The organism is Mycobacterium sp. Aquia_213, assembly GCF_026625985.1.
Classification (GTDB): Bacteria; Actinomycetota; Actinomycetes; order Mycobacteriales; family Mycobacteriaceae; genus Mycobacterium.
Genome location: NZ_CP113116.1, coordinates 388,574 through 407,643 on the forward strand (window position 1 = coordinate 388,574; position 19,070 = coordinate 407,643).

A 19,070-nucleotide genomic window follows, 5' to 3' on the forward strand; every position below is an offset into this window, starting at 1 on the left:
TCGTCATGCCGGGAACGGATCGCCGACGATCTGGAGCGGGCGCGCACGCGCACGCTACGGCTGGTCAATTTCGACGATGCCGAACTGCGTCGTCAGTACGACCCGTTGATGAGCCCGCTGGTGTGGGACCTCGCGCACATCGGTCAGCAGGAGGAGCTGTGGCTGCTGCGCGGCGGAGACCCGAATCGCCCGGGGATGCTCGATCCGTCGGTCGAAGGTCTCTACGACGCGTTCGAACACTCCCGCGCCAGTCGCGTCGATCTGCCGCTGCTGTCCCCGGAACAAGCCCGATCTTATTGCCGCACAGTGCGTTCCGCTGCACTTGATGCGCTCGACGCACTGCCCGACGACCCTGCCGGAGACCGCGCGGCCTTCGTCTACGGGATGGTGGTCAGCCACGAAAACCAGCACGACGAAACCATGCTGCAGGCATTGAACCTGCGCACCGGTGCTGCGCTGCTGCAGGACCCCGCCAACCTGCCCGCGGGCCGAGCCGGCGTGGCCGGAACGTCGGTGCTGGTGCCCGGCGGCCCGTTCGTGCTGGGTGTCGACGCCACCACCGAACCGTTCTCATTGGACAACGAGCGCCCCGCCCACGTCGTCGACCTGCCGGCGTTCCGCATTGGGCGGGTCCCGGTCACCAACGGTGAATGGCAACAGTTCATCGGCGACGGCGGCTACAACGAGCCGCGCTGGTGGTCCGACCGCGGCTGGGAGCACCGCCGCGGCGCGAGCCTTACCGCGCCCCAATTCTGGGGCGCCGACGGGCGCACCCGGACCCGCTTCGGCTACATCGAAGACATTCCGCCCGACGAGCCGGTGCAACATGTCACCTACTTCGAGGCCGAGGCATACGCGGCCTGGGCCGGCGCACGGCTACCCACCGAAATGGAATGGGAGAAGGCCTGCGCCTGGGACCCGATCACCGAGACCCGGCGGCGCTACCCCTGGGGAACGCAGGGGCCCTCCGGCGAATTCGCCAACCTAGGTGGCAGCGCACTGCGGCCGGCCCCCGTCGGCGCCTATCCGGGCGGCGCGTCGGCCTACGGCGTCGAGCAGATGCTGGGCGACGTGTGGGAGTGGACCAGCTCGCCGCTGCGACCGTGGCCCGGATTCGTCCCGATGATCTACGACCGTTACTCGCAGCCGTTCTTCGACGGCGACTACCGGATTCTGCGCGGTGGATCGTGGGCGGTCGAATCCGCCATCTTGCGGCCCAGTTTCCGTAACTGGGACCACCCCGTCCGTCGTCAGATCTTCTCCGGAGTACGGCTGGCCTGGGATGTCCCCGACGCGGGGGACTCCGCCTGATGTGCCGTCACCTCGGCTGGCTTGGCGCCGACGTCAGCGTCTCGTCGTTGATACTGGATCCGCCCTTCGGCCTTCGCGTGCAGTCCTACTCCCCGCGCCGCCAGAAGCACGGCCTGTTGAACGCCGACGGTTGGGGCGTTGGGTTTTTCGACGACGACGTGCCCCGGCGCTGGCGCAGCACCGCGCCGCTGTGGGGCGACACGTCGTTGGAATCGGTAGCGCCCGCGCTGCGCAGCCGCTGCGTGGTGGCCGCGGTGCGCTCGGCGACCGTCGGCATGCCTCTTGACGTCAGCGCGACCGCGCCCTTCACCGACGGCCAATGGTTGCTGTCGCATAATGGTGTGGTCGATCGGGGCGTGCTGCCCTTGACGGCTACTGCCGAATCCGTTTGCGACAGTGCGATGTTGGCGGCCACCATCTTCTCGCTGGGGCTCGAGGTCCTGGGTGAGACCATCGCGCAGATTGGGTCGCTGGACCCGAATGCTCGTCTTAATGTATTGGCTGCCAATGGTTCTCGCCTGCTGGCCACCGCCTGGGGTGACAGCTTGTCCGTCCTGCGCCGCGACGACGGCGTGGTGCTGGCCAGTGAGCCCTACGACGACGATTCCGAGTGGGAAGACGTGCCCGATCGCCACCTTGTCGAAGTGACCGGCAAAGGCGTAACGATGACCCCGCTGGACGAGCCGAAAGGATCTTGATGACACTGACGTTGTCTAACCATCTCGCCGCCGACTCGGCGTACCACGCACTGCGTCGCGATGCATTCGACGGTCTGCAGAGTACGCCGAAGTCGTTGCCGCCCAAATGGTTTTACGATTCAGTAGGCAGCGAGCTCTTCGACCAGATCACCCGGTTGCCGGAGTACTACCCGACGCGGGCCGAGGCGGAGATCCTGCGCGCCCGGGCCGCCGAAATCGCGTCGGCCAGCGGGGCCGACACCCTGGTCGAATTGGGCAGCGGCACCTCGGAGAAGACCAGGCTGCTGCTGAACGCGCTGCATGGCCGCGGATCGCTGCGCCGTTTTGTGCCGTTCGACGTCGATGCGAGCATCCTGTCCACCGCCGCGGCCGCTATTCAGCAGGAATACGCGGGCGTCGAAATCAAGGCTGTCTGCGGCGATTTCGAGGAACACCTCGGCGAGATCCCCAGCGGTGGCCGACGCCTGTTCGTGTTCCTCGGTTCGACGATCGGCAACCTCACGCCCGGACCGCGCGCCGAATTCCTCAAGTCCCTCGCGGACGTGCTGCGCCCCGACGACACCCTGCTGCTCGGCACCGACCTGGTCAAGGACACCGGTCGGCTGCTGCGCGCCTACGACGACTCCGCCGGAGTGACGGCGCGGTTCAATCGCAATGTGCTCGCGGTGGTCAACCGGGAACTCGACGCCGATTTCGACGTCGACGCGTTCCAGCACGTGGCGCGCTGGAACGCCGACGAGGAACGCATCGAGATGTGGCTGCGGACCGACCGGCCGCAACGGGTCCGGGTCGGTGCGCTCGACCTGACCGTCGAGTTCGCCGCCGGCGAGGAAATGCTGACCGAGGTGTCGAGCAAGTTTCACCCGGGTGGGGTGAGCGCCGAATTGGCCGGCGCGGGACTGCGTCGGGTTCAGTGGTGGACCGACGCCGCAGGCGATTTCGGGTTGTCGTTAGCAGTCAAGTGACCGATAGCGGGTCGCTGGCCGACCGATGGCGGGAGGCCCGCCCACCCGTAGCCGGTTTGCACCTGGACAGTGCGGCCTGTTCGCGCCAGAGTTACGCGGCCATCGACGCTGCCGCGCAGTATGCCCGCCACGAGGCCGAGGTCGGCGGATATGTGGCGGCGCTGGCCGCGGCTCCCACGCTCGACGCCGGGCGTGCCGCGTTCGCCGCGCTGACCGGGATGGCCGACGCCGACGTCGTGTACACCACGGGTTCCCTGAACGCGCTGGATCTGCTGCTGGGCAGCTGGCCCACCGAGCGTCGGACGCTGGCCTGCCTGCCGGGCGAATACGGCCCCAACCTCGCCGTGATGTCTGCCCACGGATTCGACCGTCAGCTGCTGCCGGTCCTCGAGGATGGCCGCCTGGCACTCGACGACGCCGCATTCGCGTTGCAGGCCGACCCGCCCGATTTCGTCCATCTGACCCCGGTTGCCAGCCATAGCGGTGTCGTGCAACCGATTTCGATGATCGCGAAACTGTGCCGTGAGTTGGGCTTACCCCTGGTCGTCGACGCCGCCCAGGCGCTGGGCCAGGTCGACTGTGCGGTCGGGGCGGACGTCACCTACTCCTCGTCGCGCAAGTGGATCGCCGGCCCACGCGGGGTCGGCTTCCTGGCGGTTCGACCGGAGCTGACGCAACGGCTCCATCCCCGGCTGGCCGCACCGGAGTGGTCGGGGTCGTTCTCGGTGGCCCAGCAGCTCGAATTCGGCGAAGCCAATATTGCTGCGCGAGTGGGGGTTTCGGTGGCGCTTGGTGAGTATCTGGCGTTCGGGCCCGAGGCGATGCGCGCGCGCCTGGCCGAGCTCGGCAGCATCGGCCGCAAGACGCTGGCCGATGTGCCGGGGTGGGCGGTAGTCGAAGAGGCCGAAGAGCCAAGCGCCATCACCACTTTGGCGCCGGTCGATGGCGCCGACCCGCAGGCGGTGCGGGAATGGCTGCTCGCCGAACGGCGGATCCTGACCACCTTCGCCGGGGTGCAGCGGGCGCCGCTGGAAATGACCGCGCCGAGGCTGCGGATCTCGCCGCACGCCGATACCACCGCCGACGATCTGGAAACCTTCGCCGAGGCGCTGATCGCCGCGACCGCGGCCACCGCGACGTAATCGCAATCGGCATGGCCACCCTGACCTGGCTCGGCGTACCCGGTGACGAACGCGCCTGGACCGCACTGGGATTCGTGGTCGACGACCGCACGATCCACATCGGGCGGGTTCGCTGTGCGCTGAGCGAACAGCCCGGCTGGGGATTCGACGAAATCCACGCGCAAACCGATCTGCTCGGGGTACCGACGGCGGTCCACCCGCCGGTCACCGCCGCGGTGCACCCCTGCGGTGTCACCCATGTCGACCACGTGGTCTACACGGTGGGCGAATTGGACACGGCCGTCAGCGCGCTCAGTGCAGTGCTGGGCACCCCGCCGCGCCGGCGCTTTCATCCGCGGGGTCCCGAAGGACCCGAGATGGCGTTCTACCGCGCCGGCGAAGGCTTCATCGAAGTGGTCGCAGCCGGCACCCAGCCGACGCTGATCGGGCTTGCGTTGTGGTCTCCCGACCTGGACGGCACCGTCGCGGCGATCCGGGCAGCCGGCGGTCCGATCGGCGACCCCAAACCCGCGGTGCAGGGCGGGCGCATTGCGAGCGTATGGCAGGGCCACCTGAATTGGGGCCTGGCCATTATGGGGCCGTGACTTCCCTCAGGCCTTGTGCGCCGTCAATAGGTAAGCGGGAAGCTTCAACCGGCCCTTTTCGTCGCGGTCGTGCGGCGGGAAGGGGAACGGCGCGTCGGGGATCTCCGGGAAATTCGCGTGGATGAAGGCGGGCCGAATCTCGTCGATCTCCCAGTACTTGCTCACCGCGGCGCGCAACTCGTCCTCGTCGACTTCGTTGGGCTTCGGTTCCATCTCGGCGGGGAAGGCTCCCTTGGCGAACACCAGCACGTAGTAGTCGGCGCCCGGGGCGGCCGCGCGGTGCACCGAACGCAGGTAGTCGTCGCGGGCCTCGACCGGCAGCGAATGAAACAGCGTGCTGTCGGCGATGGTCGCGAACCGTCCGTCGTAGCCGGTGAACGAGGTGATGTCGGCCTGGACGAAGCTGGCGGTGCTCAGGCCGCGTTCTTCGGCGGCCTTGGTAGCCGCCGCGACGGCAGTGGGCGTGAGGTCGATGCCCACCACCGTGTAGTCCTGGGCGGCCAGCGTCAGCGACAGTTCGGCGACCCCGCAGCCGGCGTCGAGCACATCGCTGCGGAACTTCCCGGCCGCGACCAGTGCGGCCAATTCAGGCTGTGGCTCACCGATATTCCACGGCGGCGGCCCTTCGAACTCACCCTGCTCGCGATAGGCGCTGTCCCAGTCCATTAACTCGTTGGGTGTCATGGATCCCAACGTACCCGCGGCTAGCAGGGCCAGGTGTGGACCGGCTCGTTGGCGTGCATGTGGTCGCAATACCGGCGCAGCATTTCGGCGAGCGCCGCGCGCCGCGTCATGCCGGAGTCCTGCAGCGCGCGGACCGTTGCCACCTGCCAGCTGGCGCCGTTGCGGCCGGCCTTGGCGCGGCCCTCGATGACGCCGAGGAAGCGATCGCGCACCTCGGCGTCCACACCCCAGCGGCGCAGTCCTTCATGAGCTATCGGCAGCAACGTGTCGAGCACCAACTTGGTCGCGCTCACCTCACCACGATCGGGCCAGCGCAGCACGGTGTCCATTCCATGGCGGGCCGCTTCGAGGAAATTGTGATGCGCCGCAGCGAAACTCATCTTCGTCCACAGCGGATGCTCGTCCTCGGACAGGGTGCGCAGCGTGCCGTAGTAGAACGCGGAGTTGGCCAGCATGTCGATGACGGTGGGCCCGGCCGGCAACACCCGATTCTCCAGCCGCAGATGCGGGCGCCCGTCGACGACGTCGTACACCGGCCGGTTCCACCGGTACACGGTGCCGTTGTGCAGGCGCAGTTCGGGCAGCGCCGGGATGCGCCCGGCTGACAGCTCGGCGGCCGGATCCTCGTCGGACAACTCGTTCAGCAGGGACGGAAAGTAGCGGATGTTCTCTTTGAACAGATCGAGTATCGAAGTGATCCAGCGTTCGCCGAACCACACCCGGGGCCGCACCCCTTGGGTTTTGAGCTCCTCGGGCCGGGTGTCGGTGGACTGCGAGAACACCTCGATGCGGGTTTCCGACCACAGCTGATGGCCGAAGAAGTAGGGCGAGTTGGCGCCCAGCGCCAACTGCGGTCCGGCCATCACCTGCGCCGCATTCCAGTTGGGAGCGAAGTCGTCCGGAGCCACTTGCAAGTGCAATTGCGTACTGGTGCAGGCGGATTCGGGAGCGATGGTCACGGCCTCCCAGCTCAGCGGCTCCGGGCCGGAGATATGAATCGGGATGTCCTCGCCGCGCGCGTTGAAGATGGACTCGTTGAGCGCGGCGTACCTTGGCGATTCACTCATCCAGCCGTCGCGTGACAGATGCTCGGGCATCAACGTGGGCAGAATCCCGATCATCACGATGCGGGTGCCGTCCGAGCCGGCCTTGGTCTGCGCATCGTTGAGGCTGCTCCGCACCTCTGCCTCCAGATCCAATCCGGTATGTCCGAGCAGCGGCCGGGGCGGCACATTGAATTCGATGTTGTAGGCGCCTAATTCCTTCTGGTACGCCGGATCTGCGATGGCATCCAGCACGGGCCGGTTCGACATGGCTGGCTGATAGTCGGCATCGACAAGGTTGCATTCGATCTCCATGCCGGTCAGCGGCCGGTCGGAGTCGAAGCGTGACTGGGCAAGCATCGTCTCGAAGACGTCCAGACACAGCTGCACCTTGCGCCGGTACTCCCGCCGGTGTGCGCGGTCATACGTGGTGCGCTTGACCTCTTCGCCCACATCGCCGATGCAACAGGGTTCCCGCCGGTAACGCAAGGGCGACGCGACGGATTGCGCCGCCGCGTGCGCACCCGGGCGCAGCGAATCGGGTCGGTCAGCTGCAGATCTGGTGGGTCGGTCCACCATCATGGACGATGGCATGAACGTGTCGCAGTTCACGACGAAGGAGACAGGTGGCCGAGTTCGTCGCAGCTATCGATCAGGGCACCACCAGCACCCGCTGCATGATTTTTGATCACGACGGCGCCGAGGTCGCACGTCACCAGCTCGAGCACGAGCAGATCCTGCCCCAGGCCGGCTGGGTCGAACACAATCCGATCGAGATTTGGGAGCGCACCTCGTCGGTGTTGCTGTCGGTGCTCAACACCTCGAAGTTCTCGACGAAAGACATTGCTGCGCTGGGAATTACGAACCAGCGCGAGACGACGCTGGTGTGGAATCGGCACACCGGCCGGCCGTATTACAACGCGATCGTCTGGCAGGACACCCGCACCGACCGGATTGCGTCGGCGCTGGACCGCGACGGGCGTGGCGACGTGATCCGGCGCAAGGCAGGCTTGCCCCCGGCCACCTATTTTTCCGGCGGGAAGCTGCAATGGATCCTGGAGAACGTCGACGGGGTGCGTGCGGCGGCCGAAAGCGGTGACGCCCTGTTCGGCACCCCGGACACCTGGGTGTTGTGGAACCTGACCGGCGGCCCGCGCGGTGGCGTGCACGTCACCGACGTGACCAATGCCAGCCGGACCATGCTGATGGACCTGGAGACGCTGGACTGGGATGACGAGCTGTTGTCGTTCTTTTCGATTCCGCGCGCGATGCTGCCGGCGATCGCGTCGTCGTCGCCGACGCAGCCCTACGGCGTCACCTCGAGCGACGGGCCCTTCGGCGCCGAGGTGCCGATCACCGGAGTCCTGGGTGACCAGCACGCCGCGATGGTTGGGCAGGTCTGCCTCAACGCGGGCGAGGCGAAAAACACCTACGGCACCGGCAATTTCCTGCTGCTCAATACCGGCGAGACCATCGTGCGGTCCGACAACGGTCTGCTGACCACGGTCTGTTATCAGTTCGGAGACGCCAAACCCGTGTACGCGCTGGAGGGCTCGATCGCGGTCACCGGCTCGGCGGTGCAATGGCTGCGCGATCAGCTGGGCATCATCAGCGGTGCCGCGCAAAGCGAATGGCTGGCCCGCGAGGTTCCCGACAACGGCGGGGTGTATTTCGTCCCCGCGTTTTCCGGCCTGTTCGCCCCGTACTGGCGTTCCGATGCCCGCGGCGCGATCGTCGGACTCTCGCGGTACAACACCAACGCGCATCTGGCCCGCGCGACGCTGGAGGCGATCTGCTACCAGAGCCGCGATGTGGTGGACGCGATGGAAGCGGATTCCGGTGTGCGCCTTGAGGTTCTCAAAGTCGACGGCGGTATCACCCAAAACGAGCTGTGCATGCAGATCCAGGCCGACGTGCTGGGGGTGGACGTGGTGCGGCCGGTGGTCGCCGAAACCACCGCGCTGGGCGCCGCGTATGCGGCCGGATTGGCGGTCGGGTTCTGGGCCGATCCGTCCGACCTACGGGCCAACTGGCAGGAAGACAAGCGCTGGACGGCGAAATGGGACGACGCCAAGCGCGCCGAGGGATATGCGGGATGGCGTAAGGCGGTGCAGCGCACGCTGGATTGGGTCGACGTGTCATAGCGAAATGCCCGCCGGCGCATGGCCGACGGGCACTCCTTCGCAGAAAGGTCAGTCCTCGCCGAGGATGCCGTAGACCTCGCGGCGCGCATTGTTGAGAATCTCGATGATGCGCTGCTGCTGGTCGTCGGTGGCGGTGTGTGCGGATTGCGCGACCGCCCCGAACAGCTGGCCGATGCTCGACCGCAGGTTCATCTGACCGGGGTCGGCGCCTTCGGCGATCTCGTCCCACGGTGGGGTCTCGACCTTCTCGGCTGCCGCCCGGCCTTCCTCGGTCAGCTCGAAAAGCTTCTTGCTGCCGTGGCTTTCGCTCGCGGTGATCAGGCCCTCGTCGTCCAGCAGCTGCAGCGTCGGGTAGACCGAGCCGGGGCTGGGCTTCCAGATTCCGTTGCTGCGTTCGGCGATCTGCTGGATCATCTCGTAGCCGTGCATGGGCCGCTCGGCCAGCAGGGCCAGGATGGCCGCCCGCACGTCACCGCGCTTGCCGCGGTTGGGGCCGCCGCGCCGCCTTCCGCCGCGTCGCCCGCCGGGGCCGAAGCCGAACCCGGGGCCGAACCCTGGCCCGAAGCCGGGGCCAAAGCCCGGGCCGAAACCGGGGCCAAAGCCCTGATCGCCGGCTTGGTCGCGGAGGTTTTCCAGGAATTCTCGTCGGGCCTGCCGCCGGGCGCCGTGTAGGGCGCGCCGTTGTCCGGGGCCGTGTCCGGGGCCGAAGCCGAATCCGAGGCCGGGGTGACCGGTGAATGGTCCGTCTGGGGGAGTGAATGGGTTGCTCATGGTTGTAGTCCTCAATGTTCTCGGGGTAGCGCACTGTCTGTGCGCTTCGGAATATCACGATATATCGTAAACGATCGCGATGCAACGAAAAATTTCACGAATCCGCCTACGATCGGCCTGACCTGGGCGAAGTTCCCCGGACCGGGGTCTCGTTTGTCCCGGGCTGGCGACGGGTACGAAGTTCGTGATGAACGCAAAAAACCCCAACGTGACGTTCGACAGCGACACACACGGCACGGAGCCGGCGCGGCACGACGGCGGCCGCGACCGGCACGTGTGGCCGTGGGTGAACTGGGGTTTGGCGCTGTCGACGGTGCCTGCCGCGGCGATCGTCATGCTCTTCGCGCTCGGCGCGGTGATGAGTACCGACGGATGTACTGACGCCAGTTGCCCCAACGAGGGCCGCATCGGCATCGATTTCGGCGTCGCCTTTTACGGGGCGCCGCTGGTGGCCTTCGTCGTCATCCTCATCACATTTTTCACGGCCAAGCGCCGCGGCGGCATCGCGGTGCCGTTGTTCGGGTGGGTGCTGTTGGTCGCCGATGTCGCGCTGATGGCGGCCACTGTCGCGAAGTAGCCGGGCCTTTGCGGACCGTTAACTAGCGGGGTGGCGAGAAGCCGCCCGTTTGCTGTCCCTGCGGCGGCGGTGTCGCCTCTGGAGCTGTCGGCGGCGGCCAGGCGACCGGCGCGGGCTGTTGCGGCATGGCCACCGGCGGTGCGCCGGGCCACCCGGGCGGTGCTTGAAACTGCGGTCCGACCGCCCAGGGGCCGGGCGGTGTCCCCGTCGGCATTGCCGGGCGCAGCCGCGCCAGCTCGCGGCGGTGGCGTTCGGCCAGGACGGCGGCAAGTACCAGCTCCGGCGGAGCGCCGGGCGGAGGCGGCGGCGCGATCCGGGAGACCACATCACCGGTGATTCGGTATGCCATCTGCAACCGCAGCTGGGGATCGAGTTGATGTGCGCGGGAAAGGAATTGGCGTGCGACCTCGGCCTGACCGGCATCGAGGTTCGACAATTGCAGCGACGCCGCCCACCACGCCAGCGACGGTGGCATCATCGGCGGCGGTCCCAATCGCGGCCCGCGTTCACTGACGACGACGGTGCCGGCGAAGATATCGCCGACGCGTTTGGCCTTTGCCGAGAAAATACTGCAGATCACGGCCGGGCTGCCCGCGAGCATCCAGATCTCCACCACCGATGCCAGCGCGCGAAAAAGGGCCTGCCGGAACCGTTCTGGGCCACCGTCGTCGGACACCACGCGCAGGCCCATGATGATCTTGCCTACCGACCGTCCCCGGGTGGCCGTCTCGAACGCCATCGGATAGCCGACCATCACCAGCACCGTGAAGATGATCAGGATGGCCCCGCTCAGCGCGTCGTCGAACTGCGTCAGCGTGGCCGCCCACAGCAGCAGCCCGACTATGTATAAGAGGAAGATCACCGTGATGTCGATCAGCGCGCTCAGGGCTCGCACCGGCAGCTGGGCGACCTGCACGTCCAGCACCACGGCGTCCCCGGTCACCACCTCCGACATAACACCGAACGGTACAGGTTCGCTGGGTGTGTCCGGCTGCAGTCGGTGGCCCCGAAACAGCGATTAGGCTGCCCAAGGTGGACGTCGACGCATTCGTGCTGACCCATCGCCCAACCTGGGACCGGCTTGACCAGTTGATCAAGAAGCGCAGGTCGCTGACGGGTGCGGAAGTCGACGAGCTCGTCGAGCTTTACCAGCGGGTGTCCACCCATCTGTCGATGCTGCGCTCGGCGTCGTCGGATTCGCTGATGATCGGTCGGCTGTCGAGCCTGATCGCGCGGGCCCGCTCGGCAGTCACCGGTGCGCATGCGCCACTGAGCAGGACGTTCACCAGGTTCTGGACGGTGTCCTTCCCGGTGACCGCCTACCGTGCTGGGCGGTGGTGGTTGGGCACCGCGGTGGCCTTCCTCGGCGTCGCAGCGATCATCGCGGTCTGGGTGGCGAACAATCCCGAGGTACAGGCCGCGATCGGAACACCCAGCGACATCGACCAATTGGTCAACCACGACATCGCCTCGTATTACAGCGAGCACCCCGCCGCGGCGTTCGCCTTGCAGGTCTGGGTGAACAACTCCTGGGTCTCGGCGCAGTGCATCGCGTTTTCGGTGCTGCTCGGATTGCCGATCCCGATCGTGCTGTTCCAAAACGCCGCCAACCTGGGTTTGATCGCGGGTCTGATGTTTCAGGCCGGCAAGGGCGACATCCTGCTGGGTTTGCTGCTTCCGCACGGGCTGCTCGAGTTGACGGCGGTATTCCTCTCCGGCGCGGTAGGGATGCGCCTGGGGTGGTCGGTGATATCGCCCGGAGATCGGCCCCGTGGACAGGTGCTGGCCGAACAGGGCCGGGCCGTCGTGTCGGTGGCGGTGGGACTCGTCGCTGTGCTGCTGGTGTCCGGGTTGATCGAAGCGATGGTGACGCCGTCGCCGTTGCCGACGTTTGTTCGCGTCGGTATCGGGGTCGTGGCCGAAGCGGCGTTCCTGACGTATGTCATCTACTTCGGGCGTCGCGCCGTGAAAGCCGGGGAGACCGGCGATATCGACGATGCGCCCGACGTGATTCCCACTCGCTGAGCCGGGAGCTACAGGCGCCCAGTCGCTTTCATCGCCAGGTAGCGGTCGGCCAGGGCGGGCGCCAATTCGTCGGGCGGCGCGTCGACGACTTCGACCCCGCTTTGACGCAGCCGCGCCGCGATCGCGCGGCGGTCGTTGCGGGATCGTTCGGCGGCCGCCGCGTCGTAGACCGCCGCCGCATCCGAACGCCCGGTGGCCATTTGGTCCACCCGCGGGTCGGCGACCGCGGCGACCAGCAGATGGTGCTTGGACGACAGCTGCGGCAATACCGGCAGCAGACCCTCGTCGAGAGCGGTGGCATTGAGGTCGGTCAGTAGCACCACCAAGGACCGTCGCCGGTTTCGCCGCGCAATGGCGGCAACCATTGCACGCCAATCGGACTCGACAAGCGTCGGTTGCAGCGGCGCCATCGCGTCCACCAGCTGGGAGAGCAGCTCGGTGCGCGACGCGCCGAACACGCCGGCCCGGCTCACCCGGTCGTGAGCGAGGAAGTCGACGTGGTCGCCGGCTCGCGACGCGAGTGCGGCCAGCAGCAGCGCGGCGTCCATCGACCAGTCGAGCCGGGGCCAGCCCGCGGGGTCGGCTGCGGTCGGGTCGACGCCGACGCGGCCCGCCGCCATGCGCCCGGTGTCGAGCACAATCACCACCCGCCGATCGCGTTCGGGTCGCCAGGTGCGGACCATGACGTCGGCGCGCCGCGCCGAAGCACGCCAGTCGATCGAACGCACATCGTCGCCGTCGACATACTCGCGCAGCGAGTCGAATTCGGTCCCCTGTCCGCGTATCAGGGTCGGCAGCAGCCCGTCGATCTCGCGAAGTTTGGCCAGCCGCGACGGCAGGTGCTTGCGCGACAAGAACGGTGGCAGCACCCGGACCTGACCGGGCACCGATTGCGAACCCTGCCGCCCCGCCAACCCCAGCGGCCCGATCGATCGCGCGGTGACCACCGCCGCACGCTGGTCGCCGCGGCGGACCGGTCGCAGGTGAGTCTGGACCTGTAGATGTTGTCCCGCGGCAATTTTGACCGGGTGAATGCGTGGTTCGGCGCGCGCGCTGGGCGGCCAGGCATCGCGGATCTGGCCGCGGAAGCGACGGGGGCCGTCGTTGTGGATCTCGAGGTTCACGTCCACCGGTTGGCCCAGCCGCGCCGAGCTGTCCGGAGAGCGGACGTAACGCAGTCTGCGAGTGCTGGCCGCCAACGCGATATCGACGGCCACCACTACCGCCAGCGCCGCCAGTAGCACCTCGAAAACCTTTGCCGGCCAGGGAGAAAGCGCAATCGGCACGATGCAGATCAGCGCCACCAGGCCGGTGCGCCCGGTCAGAATCACTAGCGCGGCACCGGAACCGATGCCAGGATGCCGTCGAGCACTCCGTCGGGCGTCGCGCCCTCGAGTTCGGCTTCGGGACGAAGCATCACCCGGTGCCGCAGGGTCGGACGGGCCATCGCCTTCACGTCGTCGGGGGTGACGTAGTTGCGGCCGGACAGCCACGCCCAGGAGCGCGCGGTGCCCAGCAGAGCGGTCGCGCCGCGCGGTGACACGCCCAGTTGTAACGCGGGGGACGAGCGGGTGGCTCCGACGATGTCGACGATGTACCCCAGTACCTCGTCGGCGATCAGAACCTGTTGCACCGCTTGGCGACCGGCCGCCAACTCGGCGGGCCCGGCCACCGGTTTGATCGCGGACAGATCGCGGGGATCGAAACCGTGCGCGTGCCGGCCGAGGATGGCGATCTCGGAATCACGGGACGGCAGTGTCACATTCAGCTTGAGCAGGAAGCGGTCGAGCTGGGCTTCCGGCAATTGGTAGGTGCCCTCGTATTCGATGGGGTTCTGGGTGGCGGCGACGATGAAGGGGTCGGGTAGCGGCCGGGATTCGCCGTCCACGCTGACCTGACGCTCCTCCATGGCCTCGAGCAGCGCGGCCTGCGTTTTGGGCGGGGTGCGGTTGATCTCGTCTGCCAGTAGAAGATTGGTGAATACCGGGCCGGGCCGAAACGCGAACGCGGCGGTGCGCGCGTCGTACACCAGTGATCCGGTGACGTCACCCGGCATCAGGTCGGGCGTGAACTGCACTCGCTTGAACTCCAGTTGCAATGCCGCGGACAGTGCCCGAACCAGCAGCGTCTTAGCCACTCCCGGAACACCTTCCAGCAGCACATGCCCGCGACACAGCAGCGCGATCACCAGCCCGCTGATCACCCCTTCCTGTCCGACGACGGCCTTGGCGAGTTCGCCGCGCAACGCCAGCAGCGCATCTCGCGCCGAGTCCGCGGGCAGGGGCTGTGCGGTGGTGGCTTGCGGGGCGGAAGGGGACTGTGTCACGAGTTGGTGACCTGCCTTTCGATTTCGTCGAGCGCACGGGCGAGCTGGAGCAAGTCGTTGTCGGTGCTTGGCGGTGGGCCGAACAGTTGGTGGGAAACAAATCCCGCGTCGATGCCGGTGCGTTGGGCGACGGTCATCACCACCGCCTGCGGTTGCGCGCCGGTGCCCAAGCCGAGCCGGGGTAGCAGCCGCTGCAGTGTCGCGGTGCGCAGGGCCGCGGCGGCTCGATCGCGTGCCCGGCGGGATCGGTACAGCCGGCCGCGGCCCTCCACGGTCTCCGAGGCGCGCACCACGACGGGTAAGTCCTCGGCCACCAGCGGACCGGGACGGCGGCCCTTCCACAGGGCAACCAGCAGCACGACGACCCACAGTTGCCAGACGATCCAGTTCACGTTGTCGGGTATCAGGTCGAAAATCGATGTCGCGGAGGTTGTCTCACCTTCGATGTGGTGCGGCGCGTACCAGATCAGGCGGGGACGGTCGCCCGCGAGATTCATTGCCAGCGCGGCATTGCCCGCCTGCGCCAGGGCTTCGTTGGTCATGAAGTCGCTGCTGCCGACCGCCGTGATGGTTCGCCCATTGTCGCGGAAACGGATCAGCACGCCGTCGTAACAGCGGGTGATTACCCGAGTGTCTTTGACGTCGAAGGTGTCGCTTGGCCCGAATCGAACCGACCCGGCCCGGGTGGCTTCGCGCAGCGTGCAATTCGGCTCGCTGTCAAACGAGCTGGCGCCCGAGATGCGCACCCCGGGCAGCAGCGCCTCACGGGTTCGCGCCGTCGGCTCGACCAGGAGGAAATCGCCGGGCGCCTTGGCCAGCCGCTCCACCATGTCCTCGCTCAGATACTGGCTCTGTGCCACCAGTATCAGCGTGTCGGGGCGGGCCGCATTTTCGACGTCGGCCAGGCTATTGGCCACGACGACTTCGACACCGCCGTCGCGCAGCAGGGTCACCAACGCGTGGGCGCCGTCGGTTCCGGTGGACTCGGCGTCCATCCGAGCACCCGGTCGCGGTGCCGTCAGGTAGGCGCCTATCCACGCGACGAGCGCGAGCGCGATCAGCGTGAGCACGACTCCGCGCCACGACCGCCATCGGCCGGTAGTCGCGACTGCGGGGTGGGATGCCGTCGTGGCCATCACCGCACCTGTGCCCATGATTCGACCGGTGTGTAATGCCCGGTCGCGGCTGCGGTGGCCGGCGCGCGCATCCGCAAGTGGTCGTCGAGGTCAGCGATCATCTGGTAGGCGGACTGGGTACCCGGCACCTCGCCGTACGTGACGTCGTTGAACGCCGTTGCCGCCTGAGATAATTCGTCGGTCAGATGAGGCAATACCTCGCCGGCGTCTCGTGCCAGCTCGTTGGCGGTGCGGCCCGGCGCCGGGTTCAACACCCCGGTCTCCTCCAGCTGGCGCGCGATGGCCCGCAGCCTATGGCGAATGGCCGCAGTCCAATTTCCTTCCGCTGCAAAGCGTTCCGCGGTCTCGCGATGTTGCGCCGCAGTGAGCAGCGCGGCTTCGAACAACTGGTAGTCGCCGCGGCCCCTGGTGCGCATGGTGCGCCGGGCGATGTGGATGGCAACCACGAGTGCGATAGCCAGCAGGGTCAGCAGCACTGCGGTGGTCAACCAACCACCGGGTAGTGAGGAGGTCTTCTGCAACAGCCGGTACAGCAGTTCGTTGATCCAATCGACAAGCTGTTGCATCGCGGACGCCTTGGTATAGATCGGCTTGCTGAGCTCGTCGGCTGCGGCCTGATGTGCGGCATCGCGGTCGATGTCGATGGAAGGCACCGTCGTCCTCGCTCAGCCCGCCAATGGCCGGGTCAGCCAAAGGTTGTCGGTCGATGCGGCCGCATATGGTCCGCTCGCCGCACCGGATTGCAGCACCAGATCGAATGCCTCGGCACGGATCCGTCGGTCGGTGTAGAGCAGCACGATGACGCCGGCGTTGAACGGCGCGGTGAGGATCTGGCCGATCGCCGATCCGATGGACGTGATCACGGTGCCCAGCAGCAGGATTCCGGTGGACGGCATTCCGGCCAGCATCACCTGGCCGACGATGCTGAACGGTGCGCTGATCGCGCCGGAGACCACGCCCGCGACGATGAATGTCAGCACCCGGATGCCAAGAACTCGCCAGAAGCCATTACGAAGCAGCGCAAAGGATCTGGTGATCGCGTCGAAGACCGGCAGCCGCTCCAGCACGATCAAGACGGGCGCGAACAGCACGACCATGTACAGGTACACCATCAACGCGATCAGGGCGAAGAAGAGTGGGACACCGATCAGCACCGCCGCGGCCCCGTTGCCGATCGCCGCAATCAACGCGATAACCACCGCGGCGAGCCCGAACAACACGCCCACGACGGCGGCTTCCAGCAGCGCCAGGCCGAGCAACGGGAGCAGCCGCCCGCGGATCTTGGCCCACGTTTCGCCGATCGTGATCGACGACCCGAACACCGCCCGCCCGACGATGACGGTGAGCATTCCGGACAGCAGCATGCTGCCCAGCCAGGTGACCAGCGCGCCGACACCGACCGAGCCGAACCACGCGCCGACCACTCCCCAGTTCATTGTTTCCGGTCGGTCGCTGTTGAGCCCGCCCAACGCGGCGATCGGCCCGACGGTGGCGACCAACGAAATGATCTGCATGACCACAACGACGATTGCCGTCAGGCCCAGCGTTGCCTTCGGGTTGGTGCGGATGTAGCCGACCGCGCCGTTGAAGATGTCGCTGAGGCTTAGCGGTCGCAGCGGGATGATTCCGGGCTTGATCGCTCCCGGGGCCAGCTGGGGCGAGCCGTACTGCTGCCCGTAACCAGGTGGCGGGCCATACCCAGGTGGTGGGCCGTAACCGGGGGGTGGTCCGTAACTCGGTGGCGGGCCATAGCCAGGAGGGGGGCCATAGCCAGGCGGGGGCCCGTAGCCAGGCGGTGGTCCGTAACCCGGTGGGGGAACGTATCCCGGTGGTGGGCCGTAACCCGCTGGGGGTCCGTAGCCGGGCGGCACCCCGTAGCCGGGCGGTGAACCTGCGTAGGCGGGCGGCATGCCGTACGCCGGTGGAAAGCCGTCGGGTGCGGGCCCCCCCGGTGGGGGGCCACCCGGATAGTCAGGCGGTAGCGCGCTCACCGGGTCCAACAGCCGTCGTCGTTCGTCATGGGCTCCATCCTGTCGGCGGTCGGGGCTTTTCTCAATCTTCCCCGGTTCCGCGTCCCGCCCCGCTGGCCTGCACAGTCTCCGTACCGGCCGGGCGCGTAGCGTCTCCAGCATGGCGGAACTCAAAGCCCGGCTTCGGGCGGACCTCACCGGGGCGATGAAGACCCAGGATAAGTTGCGGACCGCGACCCTGCGCATGTTGCTGGCCGCTGTCCAGACCGAGGAAGTTTCCGGCAAGGAAGCCAGGGAGCTCTCCGATGACGAAATCCTCAAGGTATTCGCCCGGGAATCCCGCAAGCGCGGTGAGGCCGCCGAGATTTACACCCAAAACGGCCGCGGCGAGCTTGCCGCCAACGAGCATGCCGAGGCGCGGATCATTGACGAGTATCTGCCCACGCCGCTCACCGAGGCCGAGTTAGCCGACGTGGCCGATACCGCCATCGCCCAGGTTGCTGAGGCGATCGGCGAGCGCCCGAGCATGAAACAGATGGGACAGGTCATGAAGGCGGCGACCGCGATCGCGGCCGGAAAGGCCGACGGCTCGCGGCTGTCCGCCGCGGTCAAAGACCGGCTCTAGGCGCGCGGCGCGGGTCGTTTGCATCCGTGGGCCTGGGGTACCCGATCTGGTATGACCAAGTTCGGCTACACCTTGATGACCGAGCAAAATGGCCCGAAAGATCTTGTGCAGTATGCGGTTTCGGCTGAGCAGCGCGGGTTCGATTTCGAGGTATGCAGCGACCATTTCTCCCCGTGGCTGACCTCGCAGGGGCATGCGCCGAACGCGTGGGCGGTGCTGGGCGCGGTGGCACACGCGACCGAACGGGTGGACCTGTACACCTACGTCACCTGCCCGACGATGCGCTACCACCCCGCGGTCGTCGCCCAGCAGGCCGCCACCGTGCAGATTCTCGCCGACGGCCGGTTCACGCTCGGGTTGGGCAGCGGGGAGAACCTCAACGAACACGTTGTCGGCAAGGGCTGGCCGAGCGTCGAACAGCGCCAAGACATGCTCTGCGAAGCCATCAAAATCATCCGCGAGCTGTTCGGCGGACGGTTGGTGACCTGGCGCGGCGACTACTTCCAAGTTGACTCCGCGCGACTGTGGGACGTTCCCGACGTTCCGGTCGGCATCGGTGTCGCGATGAGCGGCCCGAAGAGCGTCGAGAAATTCGCAAAACTCGCCGACCATCTGATCGCGGTACAGCCCGACAAGGACCTGGTGGACTCCTGGCATGTGGCCCGGCAGGCCGCCAATGGGGCCGTGGGCGGGCGATTGATCGGGCAGATACCGGTGTGTTGGGACCCCGATCGTGACGTCGCGATCGAACGTGCGCACGACCAGTTCCGCTGGTTCGGCGGTGGTTGGGCGGTCAACGCCGACCTGCCGACGCCGGCCGGTTTCGCCGGTGCGACCCAGTTCGTGCGTCCCGAAGACGTCGCCGGAAGCATTCCGTGCGGCCCGGACCTGGACGCGATCGTGGACGCCGTCCGGCCGTACTGGGAAGCCGGCTTCACCGATATCGCGCTGATCCAGGTCGGTGGGCAGACACAAGATCTGTTTCTCAAAGAAGCGGCGGAACCCTTGCTTGCGGCGCTGCGGGCGAAATCGCCGTAGCCGGCTGCGGCCAATATCGGTGAAGGAGAAT

The 19,070-nt window shown here is 67.2% G+C and carries 19 protein-coding genes; 10 read left to right on the top strand and 9 right to left on the bottom strand.

The features are described from left to right. Positions 1-18 precede the first annotated feature (18 nt). Genes egtB through LMQ14_RS01780 form a run of 5 tightly spaced genes read left to right on the top strand, consistent with a single transcriptional unit; the run spans position 19 to position 4,700 of the window. Positions 19-1,311, top strand: coding sequence for an ergothioneine biosynthesis protein EgtB (gene egtB / locus LMQ14_RS01760; RefSeq protein ID WP_420714648.1), 1,293 nt, complete (start codon positions 19-21; stop codon positions 1,309-1,311). Then, positions 1,311-2,009, top strand: a complete 699-nt coding sequence (egtC, locus tag LMQ14_RS01765) for an ergothioneine biosynthesis protein EgtC (RefSeq protein ID WP_267733154.1) — start codon at positions 1,311-1,313, stop codon at positions 2,007-2,009. The genes egtB and egtC overlap by 1 nt, the downstream gene beginning before the upstream one ends. Next, positions 2,009-2,974, top strand: coding sequence for an L-histidine N(alpha)-methyltransferase (gene egtD, locus LMQ14_RS01770; protein ID WP_267733155.1), 966 nt, complete (start codon positions 2,009-2,011; stop codon positions 2,972-2,974). Before egtC ends, egtD begins: the two co-directional genes overlap by 1 nt. Further along, a complete protein-coding gene (egtE, locus tag LMQ14_RS01775) occupies positions 2,971-4,116 on the top strand; it encodes an ergothioneine biosynthesis PLP-dependent enzyme EgtE (protein WP_267733156.1) in 1,146 nt (381 codons plus the stop codon). The genes egtD and egtE overlap by 4 nt, the downstream gene beginning before the upstream one ends. A gap of 11 nt (positions 4,117-4,127) precedes the next feature. After that, positions 4,128-4,700: a VOC family protein gene (locus LMQ14_RS01780; protein ID WP_267733157.1), complete on the top strand. Its 573-nt coding sequence runs from the start codon at positions 4,128-4,130 to the stop codon at positions 4,698-4,700. Positions 4,701-4,706: 6 nt separating this feature from the next. On the opposite strand, the gene LMQ14_RS01785 is transcribed toward LMQ14_RS01780, so the two are convergent. Beyond that, a complete protein-coding gene (locus LMQ14_RS01785) occupies positions 4,707-5,384 on the bottom strand; it encodes a class I SAM-dependent methyltransferase (protein WP_267733158.1) in 678 nt (225 codons plus the stop codon). Positions 5,385-5,404: 20 nt separating this feature from the next. Then, the gene (locus LMQ14_RS01790; protein WP_267733159.1) at positions 5,405-6,880 is read right to left on the bottom strand and encodes a glutamate--cysteine ligase; all 1,476 of its coding nucleotides are present in this window, start codon (positions 6,878-6,880) and stop codon (positions 5,405-5,407) included. 224 nt (positions 6,881-7,104) lie between these two features. On the opposite strand from LMQ14_RS01790, the gene glpK reads away from it, so the two are divergent. After that, entirely contained in the window at positions 7,105-8,571 is a 1,467-nt protein-coding gene (glpK, locus tag LMQ14_RS01795) for a glycerol kinase GlpK (RefSeq protein ID WP_267735302.1), read from the top strand. Between the two features lie 48 nt (positions 8,572-8,619). Here the strand turns inward: glpK and LMQ14_RS01800 are convergent, their stop codons facing one another. Next, on the bottom strand, positions 8,620-9,342 hold the full coding sequence (locus LMQ14_RS01800) for a PadR family transcriptional regulator (RefSeq protein ID WP_267733160.1): 723 nt from the start codon (positions 9,340-9,342) through the stop codon (positions 8,620-8,622). A 187-nt stretch (positions 9,343-9,529) separates the two neighbouring features. Between LMQ14_RS01800 and LMQ14_RS01805 the strand changes: the two genes are divergently transcribed. Beyond that, on the top strand, positions 9,530-9,919 hold the full coding sequence (locus tag LMQ14_RS01805) for a hypothetical protein (RefSeq protein ID WP_267733161.1): 390 nt from the start codon (positions 9,530-9,532) through the stop codon (positions 9,917-9,919). A 22-nt stretch (positions 9,920-9,941) separates the two neighbouring features. Here the strand turns inward: LMQ14_RS01805 and LMQ14_RS01810 are convergent, their stop codons facing one another. Further along, a complete protein-coding gene (locus LMQ14_RS01810; RefSeq protein ID WP_267733162.1) occupies positions 9,942-10,874 on the bottom strand; it encodes an RDD family protein in 933 nt (310 codons plus the stop codon). 77 nt (positions 10,875-10,951) lie between these two features. Here LMQ14_RS01810 and LMQ14_RS01815 point away from each other — a divergent pair, with 77 nt between their 5' ends. Next, the gene (locus LMQ14_RS01815; protein ID WP_267733163.1) at positions 10,952-11,944 is read left to right on the top strand and encodes a stage II sporulation protein M; all 993 of its coding nucleotides are present in this window, start codon (positions 10,952-10,954) and stop codon (positions 11,942-11,944) included. 8 nt (positions 11,945-11,952) lie between these two features. Here LMQ14_RS01815 and LMQ14_RS01820 read toward each other — a convergent pair whose 3' ends face one another. From LMQ14_RS01820 to LMQ14_RS01840, 5 genes are read right to left on the bottom strand one after another with little or no spacing between them, the layout of a single operon-like run. Continuing rightward, complete coding sequence (locus tag LMQ14_RS01820; RefSeq protein ID WP_267733164.1) at positions 11,953-13,275, bottom strand: DUF58 domain-containing protein; 1,323 nt, start codon at positions 13,273-13,275, stop codon at positions 11,953-11,955. Beyond that, positions 13,275-14,270, bottom strand: coding sequence for an AAA family ATPase (locus LMQ14_RS01825; protein ID WP_267733165.1), 996 nt, complete (start codon positions 14,268-14,270; stop codon positions 13,275-13,277). Before LMQ14_RS01825 ends, LMQ14_RS01820 begins: the two co-directional genes overlap by 1 nt. Continuing rightward, positions 14,267-15,406, bottom strand: coding sequence for a DUF4350 domain-containing protein (locus LMQ14_RS01830; protein ID WP_267733166.1), 1,140 nt, complete (start codon positions 15,404-15,406; stop codon positions 14,267-14,269). The genes LMQ14_RS01825 and LMQ14_RS01830 overlap by 4 nt, the downstream gene beginning before the upstream one ends. Continuing rightward, entirely contained in the window at positions 15,406-16,059 is a 654-nt protein-coding gene (locus LMQ14_RS01835) for a DUF4129 domain-containing protein (protein ID WP_267733167.1), read from the bottom strand. The genes LMQ14_RS01830 and LMQ14_RS01835 overlap by 1 nt, the downstream gene beginning before the upstream one ends. Before the next feature lie 12 nt (positions 16,060-16,071). After that, the gene (locus tag LMQ14_RS01840; protein ID WP_267735303.1) at positions 16,072-17,316 is read right to left on the bottom strand and encodes a hypothetical protein; all 1,245 of its coding nucleotides are present in this window, start codon (positions 17,314-17,316) and stop codon (positions 16,072-16,074) included. A gap of 220 nt (positions 17,317-17,536) precedes the next feature. Between LMQ14_RS01840 and LMQ14_RS01845 the strand changes: the two genes are divergently transcribed. Further along, positions 17,537-18,001 (top strand): GatB/YqeY domain-containing protein, encoded by a 465-nt coding sequence (locus tag LMQ14_RS01845; protein WP_267733168.1) that lies wholly within the window; start codon positions 17,537-17,539, stop codon positions 17,999-18,001. 51 nt (positions 18,002-18,052) lie between these two features. Beyond that, positions 18,053-19,039, top strand: coding sequence for an LLM class F420-dependent oxidoreductase (locus LMQ14_RS01850; RefSeq protein ID WP_267733169.1), 987 nt, complete (start codon positions 18,053-18,055; stop codon positions 19,037-19,039). The last annotated feature ends 31 nt before the right edge of the window (positions 19,040-19,070 follow it).

What these genes read in the sequence shown, in the direction of transcription:
- egtC (WP_267733154.1), top strand. Translation starts at nt 1,311, where the DNA reads ATGTGCCGTCACCTCGGCTGGCTTGGCGCCGACGTCAGCGTCTCGTCG.
- egtD (WP_267733155.1), top strand. Translation starts at nt 2,009, where the DNA reads ATGACACTGACGTTGTCTAACCATCTCGCCGCCGACTCGGCGTACCAC.
- LMQ14_RS01780 (WP_267733157.1), top strand. Translation starts at nt 4,128, where the DNA reads ATGGCCACCCTGACCTGGCTCGGCGTACCCGGTGACGAACGCGCCTGG.
- LMQ14_RS01785 (WP_267733158.1), bottom strand. Translation starts at nt 5,384, where the DNA reads ATGACACCCAACGAGTTAATGGACTGGGACAGCGCCTATCGCGAGCAG.
- glpK (WP_267735302.1), top strand. Translation starts at nt 7,105, where the DNA reads ATGATTTTTGATCACGACGGCGCCGAGGTCGCACGTCACCAGCTCGAG.
- LMQ14_RS01800 (WP_267733160.1), bottom strand. Translation starts at nt 9,342, where the DNA reads ATGAGCAACCCATTCACTCCCCCAGACGGACCATTCACCGGTCACCCC.
- LMQ14_RS01805 (WP_267733161.1), top strand. Translation starts at nt 9,530, where the DNA reads ATGAACGCAAAAAACCCCAACGTGACGTTCGACAGCGACACACACGGC.
- LMQ14_RS01810 (WP_267733162.1), bottom strand. Translation starts at nt 10,874, where the DNA reads ATGTCGGAGGTGGTGACCGGGGACGCCGTGGTGCTGGACGTGCAGGTC.
- LMQ14_RS01830 (WP_267733166.1), bottom strand. Translation starts at nt 15,406, where the DNA reads ATGGCCACGACGGCATCCCACCCCGCAGTCGCGACTACCGGCCGATGG.
- LMQ14_RS01840 (WP_267735303.1), bottom strand. Translation starts at nt 17,316, where the DNA reads ATGCCGCCCGCCTACGCAGGTTCACCGCCCGGCTACGGGGTGCCGCCC.
- LMQ14_RS01845 (WP_267733168.1), top strand. Translation starts at nt 17,537, where the DNA reads ATGGCGGAACTCAAAGCCCGGCTTCGGGCGGACCTCACCGGGGCGATG.
- LMQ14_RS01850 (WP_267733169.1), top strand. Translation starts at nt 18,053, where the DNA reads ATGACCAAGTTCGGCTACACCTTGATGACCGAGCAAAATGGCCCGAAA.